Raw genomic sequence first — 16,566 nt, forward strand, 5'->3', positions numbered from 1 at the left:
AGCAGGATGATGTCGGGCATTAAGGAAAAGACACAAAACCGGGAATCCTGATTCGCAAGGCACTGCACACGCAAGGGTACAGGTTCAGAATTCTCCGCAAGGACTTGCCGGGCAAGCCAAATAACGGCTTGCCAAGACTAAGGGCGGTTTTACCTGGTCCATGGACGCTTCTGGCACATGCATAAGGGCTGCAAATTTGCGCGCAATCCTTCGACCAGACCAAAGTTCAGGTCAGCCAAACTTCATGCAAATGCCATTAGGGATCAGACTGACCACTAGAGACTTTTGCACTCGGATGGCGCGTTCTGACACTCTGGGAGCGCTACCTGAAGTCCACCTCCCCTGAGGTATTGCAGGCTGACCTGTCTCGCTGGATTTCAGGGAGTGAGGTCTCGGGAGATTTCAACGTCGGGCCGACTGCAACAGTCTGAGGACAATTTCAGCGATTTTCCGGGCTAACAGCGGCGGTACAGCATTACCTACTTGGTGGTACTGCTGCGTTCGATTACCCTCGAAAAAATAGTTATCGGGGAACGTCTGCAAGCGCGCAGCCTCTCGAACCGTCAGGCTCCGGCACTGCGAGGGCTCGGGATGAATGTAGTAATGCCCATCCTTGGCAATGTGCGAGACGATTGTCGTGGACGGTTGATTTCGCAATTGAACCCTGAATCTGTCCAAAAATGGTGTCGAATCACTTCCAACATTCTCATGGCTAGGTAAAAGGGTTTGTGGAAAATCACTAAGCCTTGGAGATCGCTTTTCCTCACGAGCGAACGACGAGGCAAACAGGTACCGATAAAGATCGGACTCCATATGGCTTCTGGTCTCATGCAGAGTTACTCCACCAATTCTGGAGTCGTGATACCAAGATGCCAACACACCTCCAATTGAAACATCCGACTTGATAAACAAGCCACCAGTCGACTTGTGAATCCATGACTTTGTCACCGCCCATTGAGCTCGCTCGAGGACCCGAATAGGCACACCGCTTTTTTTCTTTTCAATGATCTTCAAACCATTTACGAGAGCCTTTTGCCAATTAGAAATGGAGTCAGGCATTCCATCAAATCGATTTGACAGTTTGCTGCGAAGCGCAGGCAATCCATCCAGTGCTTCCATTGCAGTCACACGTGGCGCCGTTGCGAGGGAGAATTTTTCCGGATGTTGAATCAGGTCTGGGATGGACTCGGCAACGTCTGCCCTGATACCAAAAAGAATCACACGATGTCGACTTTGCGGAATTCCGAACTCTTCTGACTTGATAACGAAATCACCAGGGTTTTGAATTTCACCTGGAACAACAAATGAGCGGATGAGATATTCATAGCCGTTTCCCGGGGATCGAAGGTCACCAAGAATGCGGTCAAAAATTGGCGCCCCCGAGTGCTGGGAAGTCAGCATCCCCTTCACGTTCTCCATTACGAAAATAGCAGGAGAAAACTGCTTGATGATCCGAAGGTACTCGCGATAAAGGAAATGTCGCTTATCAGCTTCAAATTCCTTGGGGTTGTTTCCGCGCATCCGTGCGCGACCGGCTAGAGAATAAGCCTGACAAGGAGGACCACCAATCAGGACCCAGTCCTTTGCTCCAGCAAGCCCCTCGCGTATCCATCCATCAATTTCACTGTGGTCATCTTTGCCCAGCTCTGCACAGCGCGCCTCGCTGTATGCCTTGGAAACAAATGGTACAACCGCTGGATCGTTTTCAAGCTGATTGCGAGAAATCTCTCCCCTTATGTATTGATAGTATGCCTCTGGTACTTTGCCAACCGGAAATGAGCGAAACAGCGCTCTCAGCGAAAGAGTCTTGTGAGCCACGGGATCTTTTTCAATCGAAACACGTATGTCGAACTCACGTGTTACGCCACGAACAAGAGATGCAAAGCCTTCGCAAAGACCACCTGGTCCAGCAAATAGATCGATAACCGGGATGCCCTGAGTTTTGATAGAGGTCATTAGGATTTTTTTTCGGACTGCTCAATAGCTTACCAGGTTGAGCGGTTCAGATGTCAGCTTTCAAACGGGCTGAATAACTGAATTTTTAGACGAGCACAGAGTTTTGTGTAAAAGTGGCTGAGTTCAATGCTTAGACATCCAGCCTTCGAACTCAATGGTAAACCGGGACGATGCCGCGTTCCAATCCCTCAGCGGCATCGTCCATCACGGCATCCGGACCTGATGAAATCAGCCTGGGAGACACCTCGGCACCATACATTTCCTAAAGGTGCCCTTAATCCGCGCACGGACATGCCTCGTGCATACAAGGAGGGGATCTAGTCGTCAAAGCCCGTCTAGCGGGTCTGGTGCTTGGGCACGACCTGAGGCTCAAAGTAGGCCCGGCGGTCACAGGGTACGTAAATGGGCAGCTCACCAAAGTCACCTCTGAGAGTCTTTTTGCATTTGCCGTTGCGGGCGTTGCCAGCGGTGTTGGCCACGCTGGCGTTTTTAGAGTGGCCAAGGTGCTCGGTCATCTCGGCTTCCAAGGCACGCTCGACCAGGCGCTTGGTCAGCTACTTGAGCAGGCCGTTCTCGCCGATAAGGTCTTCAGGCTTTTTGTAGCCAGCGATCAGCTGGTCGATCAATTCGTTGCTTACGGTCATGGTTCATCTTTCTGGATGTTCGGCAGTTTCCTGCCATTTGACCGATTACACAAAATTTAGAACACCCTCAGTCATGAGGTTTTGAGACAAACGGGGTTTGAGACGCCTTTGCCGGGCAAATGCCTAAAGCCGCAGTCAGGAGCCCAAAGCAAAAAGCCCCTCGTGGTGCTGGGCAGCGCGGTGGGCATTGGGGCACTGCCGGTTTGGGGGATGAAGCAGGAGAGGCTGTCGTCGGGGTTTACAACGGATTGGCGGGGGTTAGCGGTGGCGGGCTAACCAAAAACTCACTCGGTTGGGTGCGTGAAATACTGCAACTTGATTACAACGAGTGCAGTCAAGGGGGGTCTGCAGAATCACCATAATAACGCCTTACGGCGAACTTGAAAGCACTGGATTACCCGAGCTAGTTGCCAATTTCACCCCGTATCAAGAACATAAGCACTGAGAAGCGGACTGGCTCAGACCATGTACAGCAAGTGTTTGACTTTGCTTTCAAGATCCAGTGCTGAATAGATAGAAGGCCGCGGCTGCTGGCCCTTACTGGTGTCGCAGTTCAGGACAGCATCACGCCAAGCTTGAGGAATGCCAGAAGCCCCATAGCGTGCACCCATCATGGCACCGACGATGCAAGCATTGGTGTCGGTGTCTCCGCCTAGTAAGAGTGTTTGCCGCATGGCAGCAGTGAACGTTGAATCATTCATAAGGTGATAGAACGCCAGTGAGAATGCAATCTTGACCCAGCCAATATTTTTGCGCGCATAAGGCAGTTCACCGCGAGCAACGTCTGCTAGCCATTCGTTAACTTCCCAATCCTTATTGCTGAAGGGGATGACATGTGAAAATTCAATAGGGTTTGAACGTCCATCGAACGAGAAAAAACCCTCTGGTGAAATTAGCTTGACAAGGGTCGTACCGTAAACAACAGAAGCATCCACACAATTTTTGTTCGGATGAGTTAGGCGTGCATCACGTTCAAATGGTCTCCAAACATGCGGCGAAATAAACCCGTATGTTGAACCCGTGACTGCCAATGGTGAAAGACGCATGAGGCTGCCATTGGCTTGTGAAAACGAATTGAATTCTGATGCTGCCTTTGAGACTGAGCCACTTATGCAATCAGCCGGTTCGCCGTACAGCAATGCGTTCTGCGTGGCAGTGCCGATGTCAAATGGTTCAGAGTTTGCCCATTCTGTGTATGACTTTGCGGCCAGCTCTTCATTGTATTTTCGCTTGACTAGAAGGGAGTTTAGGAGCGCAATTGTCATTTCACCATCATCAGTAAATTGACCAGGTGCAAGATCAAAGACGCCCCCACCGGGCATACCTAATGCCCACTCAACTTCACTTGCGCTTGGCTTGTGATCCAGAAACTCCAAAACACCTCCCAGCGCATCGCCAACCAATGCACCCAGGACGGCACCCAATGCACGGTCATATGTGTCTAAATCTTCAGCCATGTCTCGTCTCTATGGATTGCGTATCTGGAACAGGCGATGCTCTGCGAATCTTCAACCACTCATAAAGCGTGTTTGGCGAAACGTCCAGCATCTTGGCGATGGCCACTTTGTTGATGCCTTTGGCCAGGTAGCCGTTGATCTTGTCGGCATGCCTGTCCAGCTTGAGAATCTTGGCACCACCCACCGGGCGGCCCAGCTTAATGCCTTCGGATTTGCGCTTGGCCAGGGCCTCTTTGGTGCGCGAGCTGATGAAGTCCTGCTCGATCTCGGCCACCAGGCCCAGCACCACGGCGACGATTTTCGATTGTATGGTGTTGTCGAAGACGATGCCGTTCTTTGCGACATGCAAATGGACGCCCTTCTCGATGCACTCCCGGCCGATCTCCAGCACCTGCAGCGTCCTAAGCGTCAGGCGTGAGACTTCCGACACTACGATCGCGTCGCCCTCCCCTGCCCCCCGGATCAACTTGCCGAGCTGCCGGTCTCGCCAGTCGGTCTCAACGCTGATGGTGTCCTCGACGAAAACCGGTTCAAGCAGCTTTTTGTCAACGCAATAGCGCACGCCCCCGTGCTTCTGGTTGGCAGTGTCTTGGGCGTCGGTTGAGACGCGAAGGTAGGCAAAAACTGAGGCATCGTCTCCATATTTTGAACTTTTCCGAAAAAAGGTCTATCGGTTTTTTTTAGTATAAAGATGCACTAAAAAAGTGATTTCTTTATTCTAAACAATTCAATATTTTGGAAAAAGACCATTGGCCGCGTTGTCAACCAAACACCGGCCCTTTTTCAAATAACTGCTCACGGTTTGTCCCATGGCCTTGTGCTTGTCAGCTATCACGCTGGGATAGTCATCGCCTTTTGTCATGGCTTTAGAGTTCAGCTTGAGCTGTTCACCTATCTGCCAAAGACAGGTCTGCGGGGCATTGCGGATGATGAGCTCATGAATTTCCATGATGCTAAGCAACTGTGACATCGCCTCCAGTGCGATACGGCTTCGATAAATTGGCCAAGATAAAGGCGCATCAGAAAGTAGGCCCTGTCGTGAGTTCAATAAACATATCTGATCAAGCCAAAACCCAAATTCTTTTCCCGCCAGCTGGCTTGACACCTGCTGCATGGCGTCAACGGTGATCTCCAGTGCATCACTGTTTTTACGCTTGACATACAGCGTTACTTGCAAGGTCGTGATGCTTTCACCAAAAGTCTCATGACCCTTGGTGAGCCACCATTCTTTTAAGGTCAAGTCCTCAACGGCTCCAAAAAGGCGGTAAGTTTTAAATGCGCCTTGGGTGGTGAAAAGGCCAGTGCGGCAACTCTGGGTGAACACCTTTGAGCATCGGAGACATCGCCACCAAATGTCGAGGTGTGAACCGTGGACAAACGACTCAGTGCTCTCTGCCCTCAATCGGCCCGCAGAGATAAATGGAATCAATTTTTGAGTGTCTTTACACCGATCTAGCCTTTGAACTTTCATTTTTTCGTACCCCCTCGAAAAAGTGAAAAAACTCCGCCACCAGAAACCTAACCTCAGCGTGTCGCACCAATCCTGGTCGACGGAACCCATGGTTATGAAATTTAACAGGAGTTTGAAATGAACTTAGAAAACACAAACAGCGCCCCGCCCGCAGCAAATGGGGCACCCGTCGATACCCCGGCAACCACCTCACAAGTGGATGAGTTTTCCTTTGGTCTTTTGATGAACCGCGCCTTAGGCGGCTCAGACAAGCGTCGGCCCAGTGACAAAAGCGCCAACGAAGTGCAGGTGGACATGATCCTGGGTCAGGCCCAGAACCTGGCCAAGATGAACAACCAGTACGTTGAGACCTACGTAGTGCGCGGCACAAAAGAGTTGTACGCACTGCTGGGTGCCATCTACAGCTATGCGCTGCAAATCAATGAATCTGTTTTGAAAGATCACATCCTGCAGCGCATGCGCGATCGACTGGAAAGCGAGCACGACATCAAGACCCAGATCAACACACCTTGGATCACCACGGTGTTGCGCTTTATCCTTCCCACCGATCGCCAAACAGCCTACAACTACTCGAAGGTTCTGCAGGTGGCGTACGAGGAAAACTTGGACGCCACTGAATTGCCTGGTTACATCAAGGAACGGGGTGGCATTGCCAAGATCACAGCCACCAAGGAGGACGCAGGCACAGCCAAGGCTGTGAAGGAACACAAGGAGGCCAAGACCAAGCTGCTGCGCAAAATCTTACTGGCCAATGCCAAGGTTGCAGACACCGTGGTTCAGGTGGAGGACAAGTTCGTGCTCAACACCGTGGGCGAAGGCAAAAAGGAAGGCACCTTTGAATTCGCAGTGTGCGTGAACCCCATGGGACACGAGCGCCGTGTTGTTCGCTTCATCCGGCTCAATGAAGCCATGGAAACCCAGATCCTCGCCATGGTGGCTGAAGCCAGCCTTTCTGACGACTTAAAAAGCATGGAAGACAAACTGGATGTGCTGCGCGAAAAATGGGGCATCACCTCCGGTTGGGGCATGCAACCGGGTGACAAGGGTTACCAGCCTGCGGGACTGCCTGCCCTCAACTCAACTGTGCAGCCAGAAGCCATGATCAATGCGCCTATGAATGCCAACGTCGCTGGCGTGACGGTTAAAGAAGCCATGTTTTAACTGCAAGCCTGATCCCCAGCCGATGAGGGTCTGGGGATCCATCAAACCCATTAGGAGAACCCAATGAGCGAATTTTTAGGACCCCGTGGCAAAGCCACTGTGATCTTGATGAAGGCCCACTTTGACACCGAGCTTCCCAAGTTGAAAGATCTGAAAAGGATCTTGTCGATTCCAGACGGCAGGTACTACAAGAGCAGAGGCAATTTCTCCAACAGCATTCATAGGCTAACAGACCTGCTGGGAATTGTTGCTCGAATAGAAAAGACGGGAAAGAAGCAATCGGACTTTCGCAGCTCAGATTTTTTGATCACCGTGGCAGAGGTTCATTCCAATCTGTTTATGAAACTTCAGTACGACGCTGAAGTCATTGAAGGCTTCAATCTGACTGAGCAGAATTTTGATCAATTAGCCAATCTCATCGATCATTTTTACGAAATACATTCAATGATTCAGTCGGTTCAATACATGTCCCGAACCCTTGAGGATCAAAGAGACACTGCTGTTGAAAAGGGGTTCACAGACATAACTCTATTGCAGCCTGATGTGACATCGTTGAACAACTTACTTGAAGGCTACGGTGATGCGCAACTGGCCATCATCGAAAAAGCTATTCTTGATTGGTACGAGTCAAACCGATGGAAGGTCGCCTCACCTTTCAAGAAAGCATCTTCTGCCGAACCTGAAGATGAGACTGAAACTGTGTGATTTTTGTCCTGCAAATGGCAATCGAATTCGCAGGACTGGTCCCAAAGCGATTGATCGTCTAAAAGCCACAGATCAACCCGAGCCCTGCCGCTTTTAGGTTGACTGGCCAGCTGCTCAGAAAACAAACTTCATGAATACAGCAGAGAAATTGACATGCCACGCGCCATTGAACCCGACTCACACGAACGGCACAGGTCTGTGCCCATCAAGGAAACCATCACGCGAATTCCAGGCTACCCACGCAAACTGGTGATTTTCAAAATTCCGGCTTCCAGCTACTGGTGGGTCAGGTATTACGCCGAGAGCCACATCTTCAAACGCACCACTAAGACCGAAATCAAGCGTGATGCATTGGAAGCGGCAAAACGGTTTTACGACGACATCACCATACGCATTCGTGGTGGCAACTTTGAAGGCTTGCCTATTGAAGTCAACGCAGCAGAGGTTGTGACCTTTGCCAAGGCTACGAAGATGCTGATGGACAGTGAACTGGCCAAACTGAACCGCAGCCAGTTATCAAAGATCAGTTACGACAACATGCAGCTGCGCTACGACAAACACATACTGCCCTTTTTCGGTCAAACGGACGTGCTCAGCATCAACTACAAAATGCTGGACGAATTTCTGCAGAAGCTTTCTAACCAAGTGCCCAAGCTGAGTGTTTCTACGCTGGGTGCCTACATGGGGCTCACCCGGAAGGTTTTGCAACATGCCGCCCGGCACAGCTTCATCCAACACATTCCCGAGTTTCCCAAGGTAGGCATTGAGGACAAGCCGCGAGGCTGGTTCAACGTGGGCGAATACAAAGAAATTACCAAGGTGGCCAAAAAGCTGGCTGGCAAGAAAGTCGAGTGGCGAGCACATTCAGAGGAGACCAAGGGCTCCTACTTTTGCGAGCCTGGTGGAAAACTTGGGCCTGCTGACCGTTTGATCAAGCGCATCGAGATGACCAAGGACTTGGCTGATTTGATCGTGTTCATGGTCAACAGCTATATTCGCCCTACCGACATCCGCAACATGCAGCACAAGCATGTGGAGATCATTCGCAGGGAGTGGACTTACCTCAGGCTCAGCTTGCCACCCAGCAAGGGGCACACGTTTCCCATCACCACCATGCCATGGGCCGTGAAAGTGTATGAACGCATCAGGCGTCGTCAGGTGCTGGAACTTGGTCGCGACATCCACCCTGAGGACTATGTGTTCATGCCCGAAGCAGCATCACGCGACAACGCCATGAAACTACTGGCAAGGCAATTTGAAATCGTGCTGGAAGTGACAGGCCTCAAGCTCAGCACCGCAGGCGAAACTCGGACCTTGTACAGCCTGCGTCACAGCAGCATCATGTTTCGGTTGATGTTTGGTCGAACGGTGGACACATTGACACTGGCTCGCAATGCACGAACCAGTCCCGAGATGATCGACCGCTTCTATGCTGCTCCACTGCAGGGTGAGATGAACGTGGGTGAACTGCAGAGCAAGCGACGGCCACGGCCTTGGGAATAACGGATTAGAGTTGATGATTGTGTGCAGCTAGTGCGGGCTGTAGCTCGCGGCTTGGTAAGTGCGGGTCCCAAATGTCAAGCAGTCATTCGTGCAATACACAGACCCATCAAAACGGCACGCTCAATGAAGTTCGTGCGCGGCTCCCCCTGAAAACACATCGTGCAGAATGTGGTTACAAAAAATATTCAGAGGAGCACCCGCTTGAACACCTTCCACAATCCTGATCGTTTTATGTCGGACCTCAGACAAATTTTGTCTCAAGGACGCAAGCGCGTTGGCCTATTGGTAGGGGCTGGGGCACCTATGTCGCTTCGAGTGAACGATGCTGGCGCGTTGGTTTCAGAGGGTGGACGATCATTGATGCCTGGCGTTGAGGCACTAACCACTCAGGCGATTGAAACGTTGGCCGGACAGCAAAAGGCCGCTGCCGAGGCCATTCGCGCAGAACTCGGTGTTTCCGCAAATATTGAATCAATCCTCACCCGCATTAGACTTTTGCAACAGGCGCTCGGGCCCGCTCAGGTTCATGGACTGGACTCAGAAGGCTACAAGGCGCTGGGTGCGGAAGTATGCAGAAAGATTGGCGAAGTCGTCGGCGCACCTCTACCCAAGGAGCGAAACGCCTACACAGAGTTGGTCTCTTGGGTCAGCGGAACGCTTCGGACGCACGCCGTCGAGATTTTTACGACTAATTACGACCTGTTGTTCGAAGAGGCTTTCGAACGTTCCCGGGCTTCCTACTTCGATGGATTTACCGGAGGACATCTACCGTTCTTTGATCCCGTTAGTGTCGCCAGCGACGATCTGCCACCAAGGTGGTCTCGGCTATGGAAATTGCATGGCTCTTTAGGCTGGGCACTAGAGGGCGACTCGGTTGTTCGCGGACGCGGACGGGAAACGTCTGAACTCGTCTATCCCGACCACTTGAAGTACCAGCTAACCCAGAAGCAACCCTACTCGGCTTTGTTTGAGCGGTTACGCCAGTTTCTTCTTACCCCGGACAGCATCTTGCTGACTTCTGGCTTTTCGTTCCGCGACGCACACATCTGCGCCGTATTGGACGAGTCACTTGCTATGAACGCGAACGCTTCGGTAATGGCCTTCCAGTACCTGCCGCTGGCATCTGAAGAGGCTGCCTGTAAGCTGGCTTACGAACGCCCTAACTTATCTGTATATGCGTCCGATGGTGCGGTAATTGGAGGCGTCAAAGGAGCATGGCGCCCCGGGGATCCCCCAAAAAATTGGGAGGACATCCGTGCGACCTTCTGGGGACAACGACGACCTAGGGAGCAAAGCATGTTCCTGCTTGGCGACTTTGCTCTGCTCACCCGCTTCTGCGCTCTTGCTCAGGCAACCGACATGAGTGCGCAGGCTACACTCGACGCGGCCGTTGCAATACTGGGCGGAGTTGTACCGCCAGACGCTGCAGTTGCTGTGGCAAATGCCGTGGAGGCTAAAGCATGAGAGCCAAGGACCCCACCTTCCTCGGCTTAGTGACATCGGTTTCAGGCCCGACCGTGACTGTTTCTCTCGCCGAGTCCCTCGCGTCGGGCATCGCCATGATTGAAGGGCACATGTACCGCGTTGCTCAGGTCGGTGGCTTCGTGCGAATACCTCAGGGATACCAGGACCTATTCGGAATCGTGAGCGAGGTGGGCGCATCGGCAGACTCCAAGGCAGCCAGCGGTGGACGTTGGATGAAAGTGGAACTCGCTGGAGAGGCTCTAGGCCAGAGCTTTGAGCGCGGGCTTAGTCAGTTGCCGTCCATTAACGACGCGGTGCACATTGTTAGTGAAGGAGACCTTAAGCGCATCTATGGCAACGAGGGCCTTGACCAGATTGCCATAGGTACTCTGTCTAGTTCCGAAAGCATCACCGTAAAACTTTCGTTGGATGCATTGGTCACTCGGCACTCCGCCGTCTTAGGATCGACTGGCTCAGGTAAATCAACAACCGTTGCCAGTCTATTGCGCTCGATCGTTCGTCCAAATCAAGAAGGGGGCGCACCAGCGTCCCGAATTCTTCTCCTTGACCTACACGGCGAATACACCCACGCCCTAGCGGATTTCGCCCGTGTTTACAGCGCCACGCCACAGCCCGGAGAACGCCCGCTGTTCGTTCCCTACTGGGCGCTCCAATCGAAAGACCTTCTCGATTTCGTTGCAGGAAGCTTGACCGAAAACCAGGAAATTGCGTTCTCAGACAAAATCCAAGAAATGAAGGCAGTGGTGCTAGCGGCAGCCAACTTTGCCGGATTGGACCCTCAATCGCTCACCGTCGATAGCCCAGTACCGTTCAGTCTTAAGCAATGCTGGTACGACCTTATCGACTTTGAGATGCGGACTTTCAATGGTCCGCAGCGGGACCAGCCAGCACTGGAACAGGGCGGTGACCCAGAAACTTTGGCTCCACCGAAGTACACCCCGGCAGCGTTAGGCTCTGCGGGACCATTCTTGAATACGCAGGCAAAGGGAATTCGCCGACAGCTAAATCTGATGCGATCACGGCTGCTGGATCACCGATTTGACTTCATCTTGCACCCTGGCCCATGGGAACCTTCGCTAAAAGGAACCGTTCAGCTCGACCTCGACAAACTCCTGGAAGAATGGTTGGGACACGAGAAGCCTGTCACCATTTTGGACCTTTCTGGTGTACCAAGCGCTGTGTTAACGACTCTTGTCGGTTCAATCCTGCGGATTGTTTATGAAGCGCTCTATTGGAGCCGTGAGAAAACCGAAGGGGGAATACAACGACCGCTGCTGATCGTAATGGAAGAGGCCCACCGATACTTATCCGGTGCCAAGGAAGATAGTCAAGCTGCTGACATTGTGAAACGAATTGTCAAAGAGGGACGCAAGTATGGGATTGGCGCAATGGTGATTTCACAGCGCCCCGCCGAGGTCGATGAGACCATCTTGTCGCAGTGCGGAACGATTTTCGCCTTGCGGCTATCAAACCCTGAGGACCGTGCCCGTGTAAAGGGGGCGCTCCCCGATAACCTAGGCGGGCTGGTGGATCTACTACCGGTATTGAGAACGGGGGAGGCAATCGTCGCCGGAGAGGCTGCCAGGCTGCCTGTGCGATGCCGAGTCACGTTGCCGGCTCCTGAGCAGCGCCCAAAGAGTTCTGACCCCAAGGTTTCCGAAGCGTGGGCCAACAAGCGGATTGCAGAAGGGTACGATCGAGTAGTGGCTTCTTGGCGTGCACAGAAAACGTTCGCAGTCACGCGAGACCTTGGAATCGTGCGCGTTCCAGTAGAGGACACACCAGAACCACAGGGAGATGAGCAATGAACCGAGAATCAGTAGCTTCGTCAAATATCGCCTCAATCGGCTACGACGAACCGTCACAAACATTGGAAGTGGAGTTCACGAACGGTGCTATCTACCAGTATTACAACGTAACGCAGACACTCTTTGAGCAACTCATACAGGCGGGCTCCAAAGGGCAATTTTTGGCCTATCAGATCAAAAATGCTTACCCGTACTCCCGTGTCGGCTAAGAGCTAGCATCACTCTCAAGATGCGATCAAGCGTATGGTTGGGGTTTGCACCAGACCTTCCATTTCTCCGATCCTGCGGATCGCAACTAGCCTTTAGCGACTGTTTGCGCGCAAAGTCTGCTTAAGGCAGTGCCCTTTTGCAGCTGGCACCCGTGCGGCACTCAAAAAAGCCCTACAAAGCGTTTTTTCCTGGGTTCGCTGGGCTGAGTAGCTGGACTCATTTCAAAACAAACGTAGCGTTTTTTTCAAGCTGAGCACAGCGCTAGCAGTGTCAGCGAAGAGGCGAAAAGCAAGGCCGCATTGACACTATGCGGGCGTCACTGAAAACAGATTGAAATGGGGATGTTTGACTGTTCCGAAATCTATGAAAAGACATCGAAAAATCTATGAGAAGTAGTAAACCCGGACCATACTACTTTGAACATAAGAAAAAGCACCTAGAGTTTCCTCTAAGTGCTTGATTTCATTGGGAATTTTTGGTGGGCGATGCAAGTTTCGAACTTGCGACCCCTGCAGTGTGAATGCAGTGCTCTACCCCTGAGCTAATCGCCCTGCGCCGTTTGGCGAAGAGCGCAATTATGACACGAAAATCAGGCCTGTTTGGGCTTGAACCGTTGAAAAATCGCTGTTCATCGGGGGCCGGATCCAGACCAAGAGGTTCAAGCGCTCTGCGCTTGACGCCAAACGGTTTTCCCACCGCTCGATTTGTCCAGTTGGGTCAGCACCTCGTCATGGGCGGCGAGTTCTTGGGCATTGGCCGGCAAGACTGGCAAGACGAAGGTGCTCAAATCCACCTGGACCATGACCGACTGCGTGTCCGCAGGTGCGTCGCCCGCATCAATCAACAAGGCTTCCTGGCCGCGCGTCATGTTGATGTAGACATCGGCCAGCAATTCGGCGTCGAGCAAAGCGCCGTGCAAGGTGCGGCCGGAGTTGTCCACTTCCAGCCGATCGCACAAGGCATCGAGGCTGTTGCGCTTGCCGGGGAACATCTCCTTGGCCATGACCAAGGTGTCGATCACGCCACTGACATAAGCCTTCAAAGGCTTTTTGCCAACGCGCTCGAGTTCCTTGTTCAAAAAGCCGATGTCAAAAGCGGCGTTGTGGATGATCAGTTCCGCATCGGCCAGGTAATCCAGGATCTCATCGGTCAACTGCGCAAACTTGGGCTTGTCTCGCAAGAATTCGTTGCTGATGCCGTGCACCTTGAGCGCGTCTTCGTGGCTGTCGCGTTCGGGGTTGAAGTAAAAATGAAGGTTGTTGCCCGTGAGCTTGCGGGCAAAAAGCTCGACACAACCCAGCTCGATGATGCGGTCGCCGCCTTCGGCCGAGAGGCCCGTGGTTTCGGTGTCCAGAACGATTTGACGCATGCTTGCTCGCTTTCGCTCAGTGCAGTTCTTTGGCGTGGTTGATGGTGTAGCGCGGGATCTCGATGACCAGATCACTTTTGGCGACAAAAGCCTGGCAGCTCAGGCGAGAGTTGGGCTCCAGACCCCAAGCGCGGTCCAGCAGGTCTTCTTCGGTTTCTTCCATCTCATTGAGGGTTTTGAAGCCTTCGCGTACCACCACATGGCAGGTGGTGCAGGCCGCGCTCATGTCGCAGGCGTGCTCGATGTTGATGTGGTTGTCCAGCAAAGCCTCGCAGATGCTGGTGCCAGCGGGCGCGGTGATTTCTGCGCCTTGTGGGCAGTACTCAGGGTGGGGCAGGATTTTGATGACGGGCATAGGAGTCTTCTGAATTCAGGGCCAGTGCGTGCGATTACATGGATTGGATGTTTTGACCGGCCAGCGCCTTCTGGATGCTGTGGTTCATGCGTTCGGCGGCAAAGGCTTCGGTACCCTTGGCCAGCGCTTGGGTGCAGTCTTCCAGGGCTTTGGCATCTTGCTCGGTGTGTACCGAAGCTTGCAGCGTGGCCATGAGCGCATCAATGGCGCGGCGTTCGTCGGGTTGAAGCAAATGGCCATCGGCTTGCAAGGCGCTGCGGGTGGCCAGCAGCATGCGGTCGGCATCCACCCGTGCTTCGACCAAGGCGCGCGCCTTCATGTCGGCTTGCGCGGTGGTGAAGCTTTCTTGCAGCATGGTGGCAATCTGCTCATCGCTCAGGCCATACGAAGGCTTGACGTCGATGCGCGCTTCGACGCCGCTGATTTGCTCCTTGGCACCCACGTTCAACAGGCCATCGGCGTCCACCGTGAAAGTCACGCGGATGCGGGCAGCACCTGCGGCCATGGGCGGGATGCCGCGTAACTCAAAGCGGGCCAGACTGCGGCAATCTTGCACCAGATCGCGTTCGCCCTGCACCACATGCAGCGCCAGCGCGGTTTGGCCGTCTTGGTAGGTGGTGAAGTCTTGCGCCATGGCGGTGGGGATGGTCTGGTTGCGCGGGATGATGCGCTCGACCAGGCCGCCCATGGTTTCGATGCCCAGCGACAGCGGAATCACGTCGAGCAGCAGCAACTCGCCAGCGGCATTGTTGCCCGCCAGCTGGTTGGCCTGGATGGCCGCGCCCAAGGCGACGACTTCGTCGGGGTTGAGGTTGTTGAGCGGGGCCTGGCCAAAAAAGTCGGCCACAGCTTGCTGGATTTGCGGCATGCGGGTGGAGCCTCCCACCATGACCACGCCTTGCACATCGTCCTTGGCCAGTTGGGCGTCGCGCAAGGCTTTGCGCACGGCCGTGATGCAACGGGCCGTGAGGGCTTGCGTGGCTTGCTCGAAATCGGCGCGGCGCACGGACACCGACAGAGCGCCTGTTGACAACGCCACATCCAAGCTGGCGGTGTCTGCGCTGGTCAATGCTTCTTTGACCGCACGGGCGGCCGCCTTGAGCCGGGTTTTGTCTTCGGCCGTGGCGGCATGCAAGCCGGCTTGCTGTGCCAAGGCAAAGTCGGCCAAGGCTTGGTCGTAGTCATCACCGCCCAGGGCCGAATCGCCACCGGTGGAGAGCACCTCGAACACGCCTTGCGTCAGGCGCAGGATGGAAATATCGAAGGTGCCACCGCCCAGGTCGAACACCGCATAAACGCCTTCGCTGGCGTTGTCCAGGCCATAGGCAATCGCCGCGGCCGTGGGTTCGTTGATCAGGCGCAGCACATTCAGGCCTGCCAGTTGCGCGGCGTCTTTGGTGGCCTGGCGCTGGGCGTCGTCAAAGTAAGCGGGCACGGTGATGACCGCGCCGTACAGGTCGTCGTTGAAGGTGTCTTCGGCGCGGTAACGCAAGGTGGCCAGAATTTCGGCACTCACTTCCACAGGCGACTTGGGGCCTTGCACCGTCTGGATGGACAGCATGCCTTGCTCGCTGGCGGTGAATTCGTAAGGCAATTTGCTGCGGTCAACGATGTCGTTCAAACCACGGCCCATGAAGCGTTTGACCGAGGCGATGGTGTTGACCGGGTCAGAGGCGGCAGATTGCACCGCATCAAAACCGATCTGGCGGCCTTGCCCAGGCATGAAGCGCACGACCGAGGGCAAGATCACCCGCCCCTCGTCATCGGGCAAACACTCGGCCACACCGCTGCGCACCGAGGCCACCAGCGAATGCGTGGTGCCCAAGTCAATGCCCACCGCGATGCGGCGCTGGTGCGGGTCGGGCGACTGGCCCGGTTCGGAAATCTGCAGTAAGGCCATGGTCAATCGGGAAAATTCAGGTCAATCGGTCGAGTTTAGCGTTCACTTCTTGCGTGAAGCGCTCGATGAACATCAGCGCCCTCACCTGCCCCACCGCTTGAAGAGGGTCTTGCACGACGTCGAGCAAGCGGGCCAGCTCTTGTTGCACGCGGCGCTGCTCGCCAGACACGTCATCTGCCAACGCTTGCAGTCCTTCTGGGGATTCGGTGTCGTCCAGGTTTTCACGCCATTCCATTTGCTGCATGAGGAACGCCGCAGGCATGGCGGTGTTGTTTTCGGCCTGGACGGGCGCGCCTTGCAGCTCGCACAAATAGGCGGCGCGTTTGAGGGGGTCTTTCAGGCGCTGATACGCCTCGTTGATGCGCACCGACCACTGCATGGCCACGCGCTGGGCTGCAGCGCCTTCGGCGGCAAAACGGTCAGGGTGGGCTTCGCGTTGCAGGGCTTTCCAACGGGTGTCGAGTTGTGCGCGGTCTTGCGCGAACCGCGCAGGCACATCAAACAGCTCGAAGTCGTTGGCTTGGAGAGAGATCACGCACTCA

At 54.0% G+C, this 16,566-nt stretch carries 14 protein-coding genes, 1 tRNA gene and 3 pseudogenes; 8 read left to right on the forward strand and 10 right to left on the reverse strand.

Features of this window, described 5'->3' with window-relative positions:
* Nucleotides 1-38: 38 nt before the first annotated feature.
* Nucleotides 39-185: pseudogene (locus B9Z31_RS15695) on the forward strand (hypothetical protein); the annotation flags it as partial.
* 217 nt (nucleotides 186-402) lie between these two features.
* Here B9Z31_RS15695 and B9Z31_RS00050 read toward each other — a convergent pair.
* Nucleotides 403-1,956 (reverse strand): DNA cytosine methyltransferase, encoded by a 1,554-nt coding sequence (locus tag B9Z31_RS00050; protein ID WP_100117551.1) that lies wholly within the window; start codon nucleotides 1,954-1,956, stop codon nucleotides 403-405.
* A gap of 157 nt (nucleotides 1,957-2,113) precedes the next feature.
* Nucleotides 2,114-2,600, reverse strand: a pseudogene (locus B9Z31_RS00055) (transposase); the annotation flags it as partial.
* A 180-nt stretch (nucleotides 2,601-2,780) separates the two neighbouring features.
* Here B9Z31_RS00055 and B9Z31_RS15700 point away from each other — a divergent pair.
* Entirely contained in the window at nucleotides 2,781-2,876 is a 96-nt protein-coding gene (locus tag B9Z31_RS15700; RefSeq protein WP_369804618.1) for a DUF4113 domain-containing protein, read from the forward strand.
* 182 nt (nucleotides 2,877-3,058) lie between these two features.
* On the opposite strand, the gene B9Z31_RS00060 is transcribed toward B9Z31_RS15700, so the two are convergent.
* The 3 genes and pseudogenes from B9Z31_RS00060 to B9Z31_RS15325 all read right to left on the reverse strand — a co-directional run bounded on the left by B9Z31_RS00060 (nucleotide 3,059) and on the right by B9Z31_RS15325 (nucleotide 5,297).
* Nucleotides 3,059-4,057: an ADP-ribosylglycohydrolase family protein gene (locus B9Z31_RS00060; RefSeq protein WP_100117552.1), complete on the reverse strand. Its 999-nt coding sequence runs from the start codon at nucleotides 4,055-4,057 to the stop codon at nucleotides 3,059-3,061.
* Nucleotides 4,050-4,670 (reverse strand): annotated as a pseudogene (locus B9Z31_RS00065) (recombinase family protein); the annotation flags it as partial. The pseudogene B9Z31_RS00065 and the gene B9Z31_RS00060, both read right to left, overlap by 8 nt.
* A 114-nt stretch (nucleotides 4,671-4,784) precedes the next feature.
* Nucleotides 4,785-5,297 (reverse strand): hypothetical protein, encoded by a 513-nt coding sequence (locus B9Z31_RS15325; protein ID WP_143473789.1) that lies wholly within the window; start codon nucleotides 5,295-5,297, stop codon nucleotides 4,785-4,787.
* Nucleotides 5,298-5,645: 348 nt separating this feature from the next.
* Between B9Z31_RS15325 and B9Z31_RS00075 the strand changes: the two genes are divergently transcribed.
* The 6 genes from B9Z31_RS00075 (at nucleotide 5,646) to B9Z31_RS00100 (ending at nucleotide 12,399) form a co-directional block, all read left to right on the forward strand.
* Nucleotides 5,646-6,689 (forward strand): hypothetical protein, encoded by a 1,044-nt coding sequence (locus B9Z31_RS00075; RefSeq protein ID WP_143473790.1) that lies wholly within the window; start codon nucleotides 5,646-5,648, stop codon nucleotides 6,687-6,689.
* Between the two features lie 63 nt (nucleotides 6,690-6,752).
* Nucleotides 6,753-7,394, forward strand: coding sequence for a hypothetical protein (locus B9Z31_RS00080; RefSeq protein WP_143473791.1), 642 nt, complete (start codon nucleotides 6,753-6,755; stop codon nucleotides 7,392-7,394).
* 153 nt (nucleotides 7,395-7,547) lie between these two features.
* Nucleotides 7,548-8,897 (forward strand): hypothetical protein, encoded by a 1,350-nt coding sequence (locus B9Z31_RS00085; RefSeq protein WP_100117556.1) that lies wholly within the window; start codon nucleotides 7,548-7,550, stop codon nucleotides 8,895-8,897.
* A gap of 201 nt (nucleotides 8,898-9,098) precedes the next feature.
* Nucleotides 9,099-10,361, forward strand: a complete 1,263-nt coding sequence (locus tag B9Z31_RS00090; RefSeq protein WP_233200575.1) for an SIR2 family protein — start codon at nucleotides 9,099-9,101, stop codon at nucleotides 10,359-10,361.
* Nucleotides 10,358-12,190, forward strand: a complete 1,833-nt coding sequence (locus tag B9Z31_RS00095; protein ID WP_100117558.1) for an ATP-binding protein — start codon at nucleotides 10,358-10,360, stop codon at nucleotides 12,188-12,190. The genes B9Z31_RS00090 and B9Z31_RS00095 overlap by 4 nt, the downstream gene beginning before the upstream one ends.
* Nucleotides 12,187-12,399, forward strand: a complete 213-nt coding sequence (locus B9Z31_RS00100; protein ID WP_100117559.1) for a KTSC domain-containing protein — start codon at nucleotides 12,187-12,189, stop codon at nucleotides 12,397-12,399. The genes B9Z31_RS00095 and B9Z31_RS00100 overlap by 4 nt, the downstream gene beginning before the upstream one ends.
* A gap of 477 nt (nucleotides 12,400-12,876) precedes the next feature.
* Here the strand turns inward: B9Z31_RS00100 and B9Z31_RS00105 are convergent.
* The 5 genes from B9Z31_RS00105 to hscB form a co-directional block, all read right to left on the reverse strand.
* Nucleotides 12,877-12,951: transfer RNA gene (locus tag B9Z31_RS00105), tRNA-Val, on the reverse strand.
* 107 nt (nucleotides 12,952-13,058) lie between these two features.
* Entirely contained in the window at nucleotides 13,059-13,769 is a 711-nt protein-coding gene (gene dnaQ, locus B9Z31_RS00110; protein WP_100117560.1) for a DNA polymerase III subunit epsilon, read from the reverse strand.
* 16 nt (nucleotides 13,770-13,785) lie between these two features.
* Complete coding sequence (gene fdx / locus B9Z31_RS00115; RefSeq protein WP_090047093.1) at nucleotides 13,786-14,124, reverse strand: ISC system 2Fe-2S type ferredoxin; 339 nt, start codon at nucleotides 14,122-14,124, stop codon at nucleotides 13,786-13,788.
* 34 nt (nucleotides 14,125-14,158) lie between these two features.
* The gene (gene hscA / locus B9Z31_RS00120; protein ID WP_100117561.1) at nucleotides 14,159-16,024 is read right to left on the reverse strand and encodes a Fe-S protein assembly chaperone HscA; all 1,866 of its coding nucleotides are present in this window, start codon (nucleotides 16,022-16,024) and stop codon (nucleotides 14,159-14,161) included.
* Between the two features lie 16 nt (nucleotides 16,025-16,040).
* The gene (gene hscB, locus B9Z31_RS00125) at nucleotides 16,041-16,556 is read right to left on the reverse strand and encodes a Fe-S protein assembly co-chaperone HscB (RefSeq protein ID WP_199174412.1); all 516 of its coding nucleotides are present in this window, start codon (nucleotides 16,554-16,556) and stop codon (nucleotides 16,041-16,043) included.
* Nucleotides 16,557-16,566: the final 10 nt, after the last annotated feature.

The sequence above is a fragment of the Limnohabitans sp. G3-2 genome, assembly GCF_002778275.1.
Lineage (GTDB): Bacteria > Pseudomonadota > Gammaproteobacteria > Burkholderiales > Burkholderiaceae_C > Limnohabitans_A.

Coding starts and splice junctions, on each gene's coding strand:
- B9Z31_RS00050 (WP_100117551.1), bottom strand. CDS start 1,956: ATGACCTCTATCAAAACTCAGGGCATCCCGGTTATCGATCTATTTGCT.
- B9Z31_RS00060 (WP_100117552.1), bottom strand. CDS start 4,057: ATGGCTGAAGATTTAGACACATATGACCGTGCATTGGGTGCCGTCCTG.
- B9Z31_RS00075 (WP_143473790.1), top strand. CDS start 5,646: ATGAACTTAGAAAACACAAACAGCGCCCCGCCCGCAGCAAATGGGGCA.
- B9Z31_RS00080 (WP_143473791.1), top strand. CDS start 6,753: ATGAGCGAATTTTTAGGACCCCGTGGCAAAGCCACTGTGATCTTGATG.
- B9Z31_RS00085 (WP_100117556.1), top strand. CDS start 7,548: ATGCCACGCGCCATTGAACCCGACTCACACGAACGGCACAGGTCTGTG.
- B9Z31_RS00095 (WP_100117558.1), top strand. CDS start 10,358: ATGAGAGCCAAGGACCCCACCTTCCTCGGCTTAGTGACATCGGTTTCA.
- B9Z31_RS00100 (WP_100117559.1), top strand. CDS start 12,187: ATGAACCGAGAATCAGTAGCTTCGTCAAATATCGCCTCAATCGGCTAC.
- dnaQ (WP_100117560.1), bottom strand. CDS start 13,769: ATGCGTCAAATCGTTCTGGACACCGAAACCACGGGCCTCTCGGCCGAA.
- fdx (WP_090047093.1), bottom strand. CDS start 14,124: ATGCCCGTCATCAAAATCCTGCCCCACCCTGAGTACTGCCCACAAGGC.
- hscA (WP_100117561.1), bottom strand. CDS start 16,024: ATGGCCTTACTGCAGATTTCCGAACCGGGCCAGTCGCCCGACCCGCAC.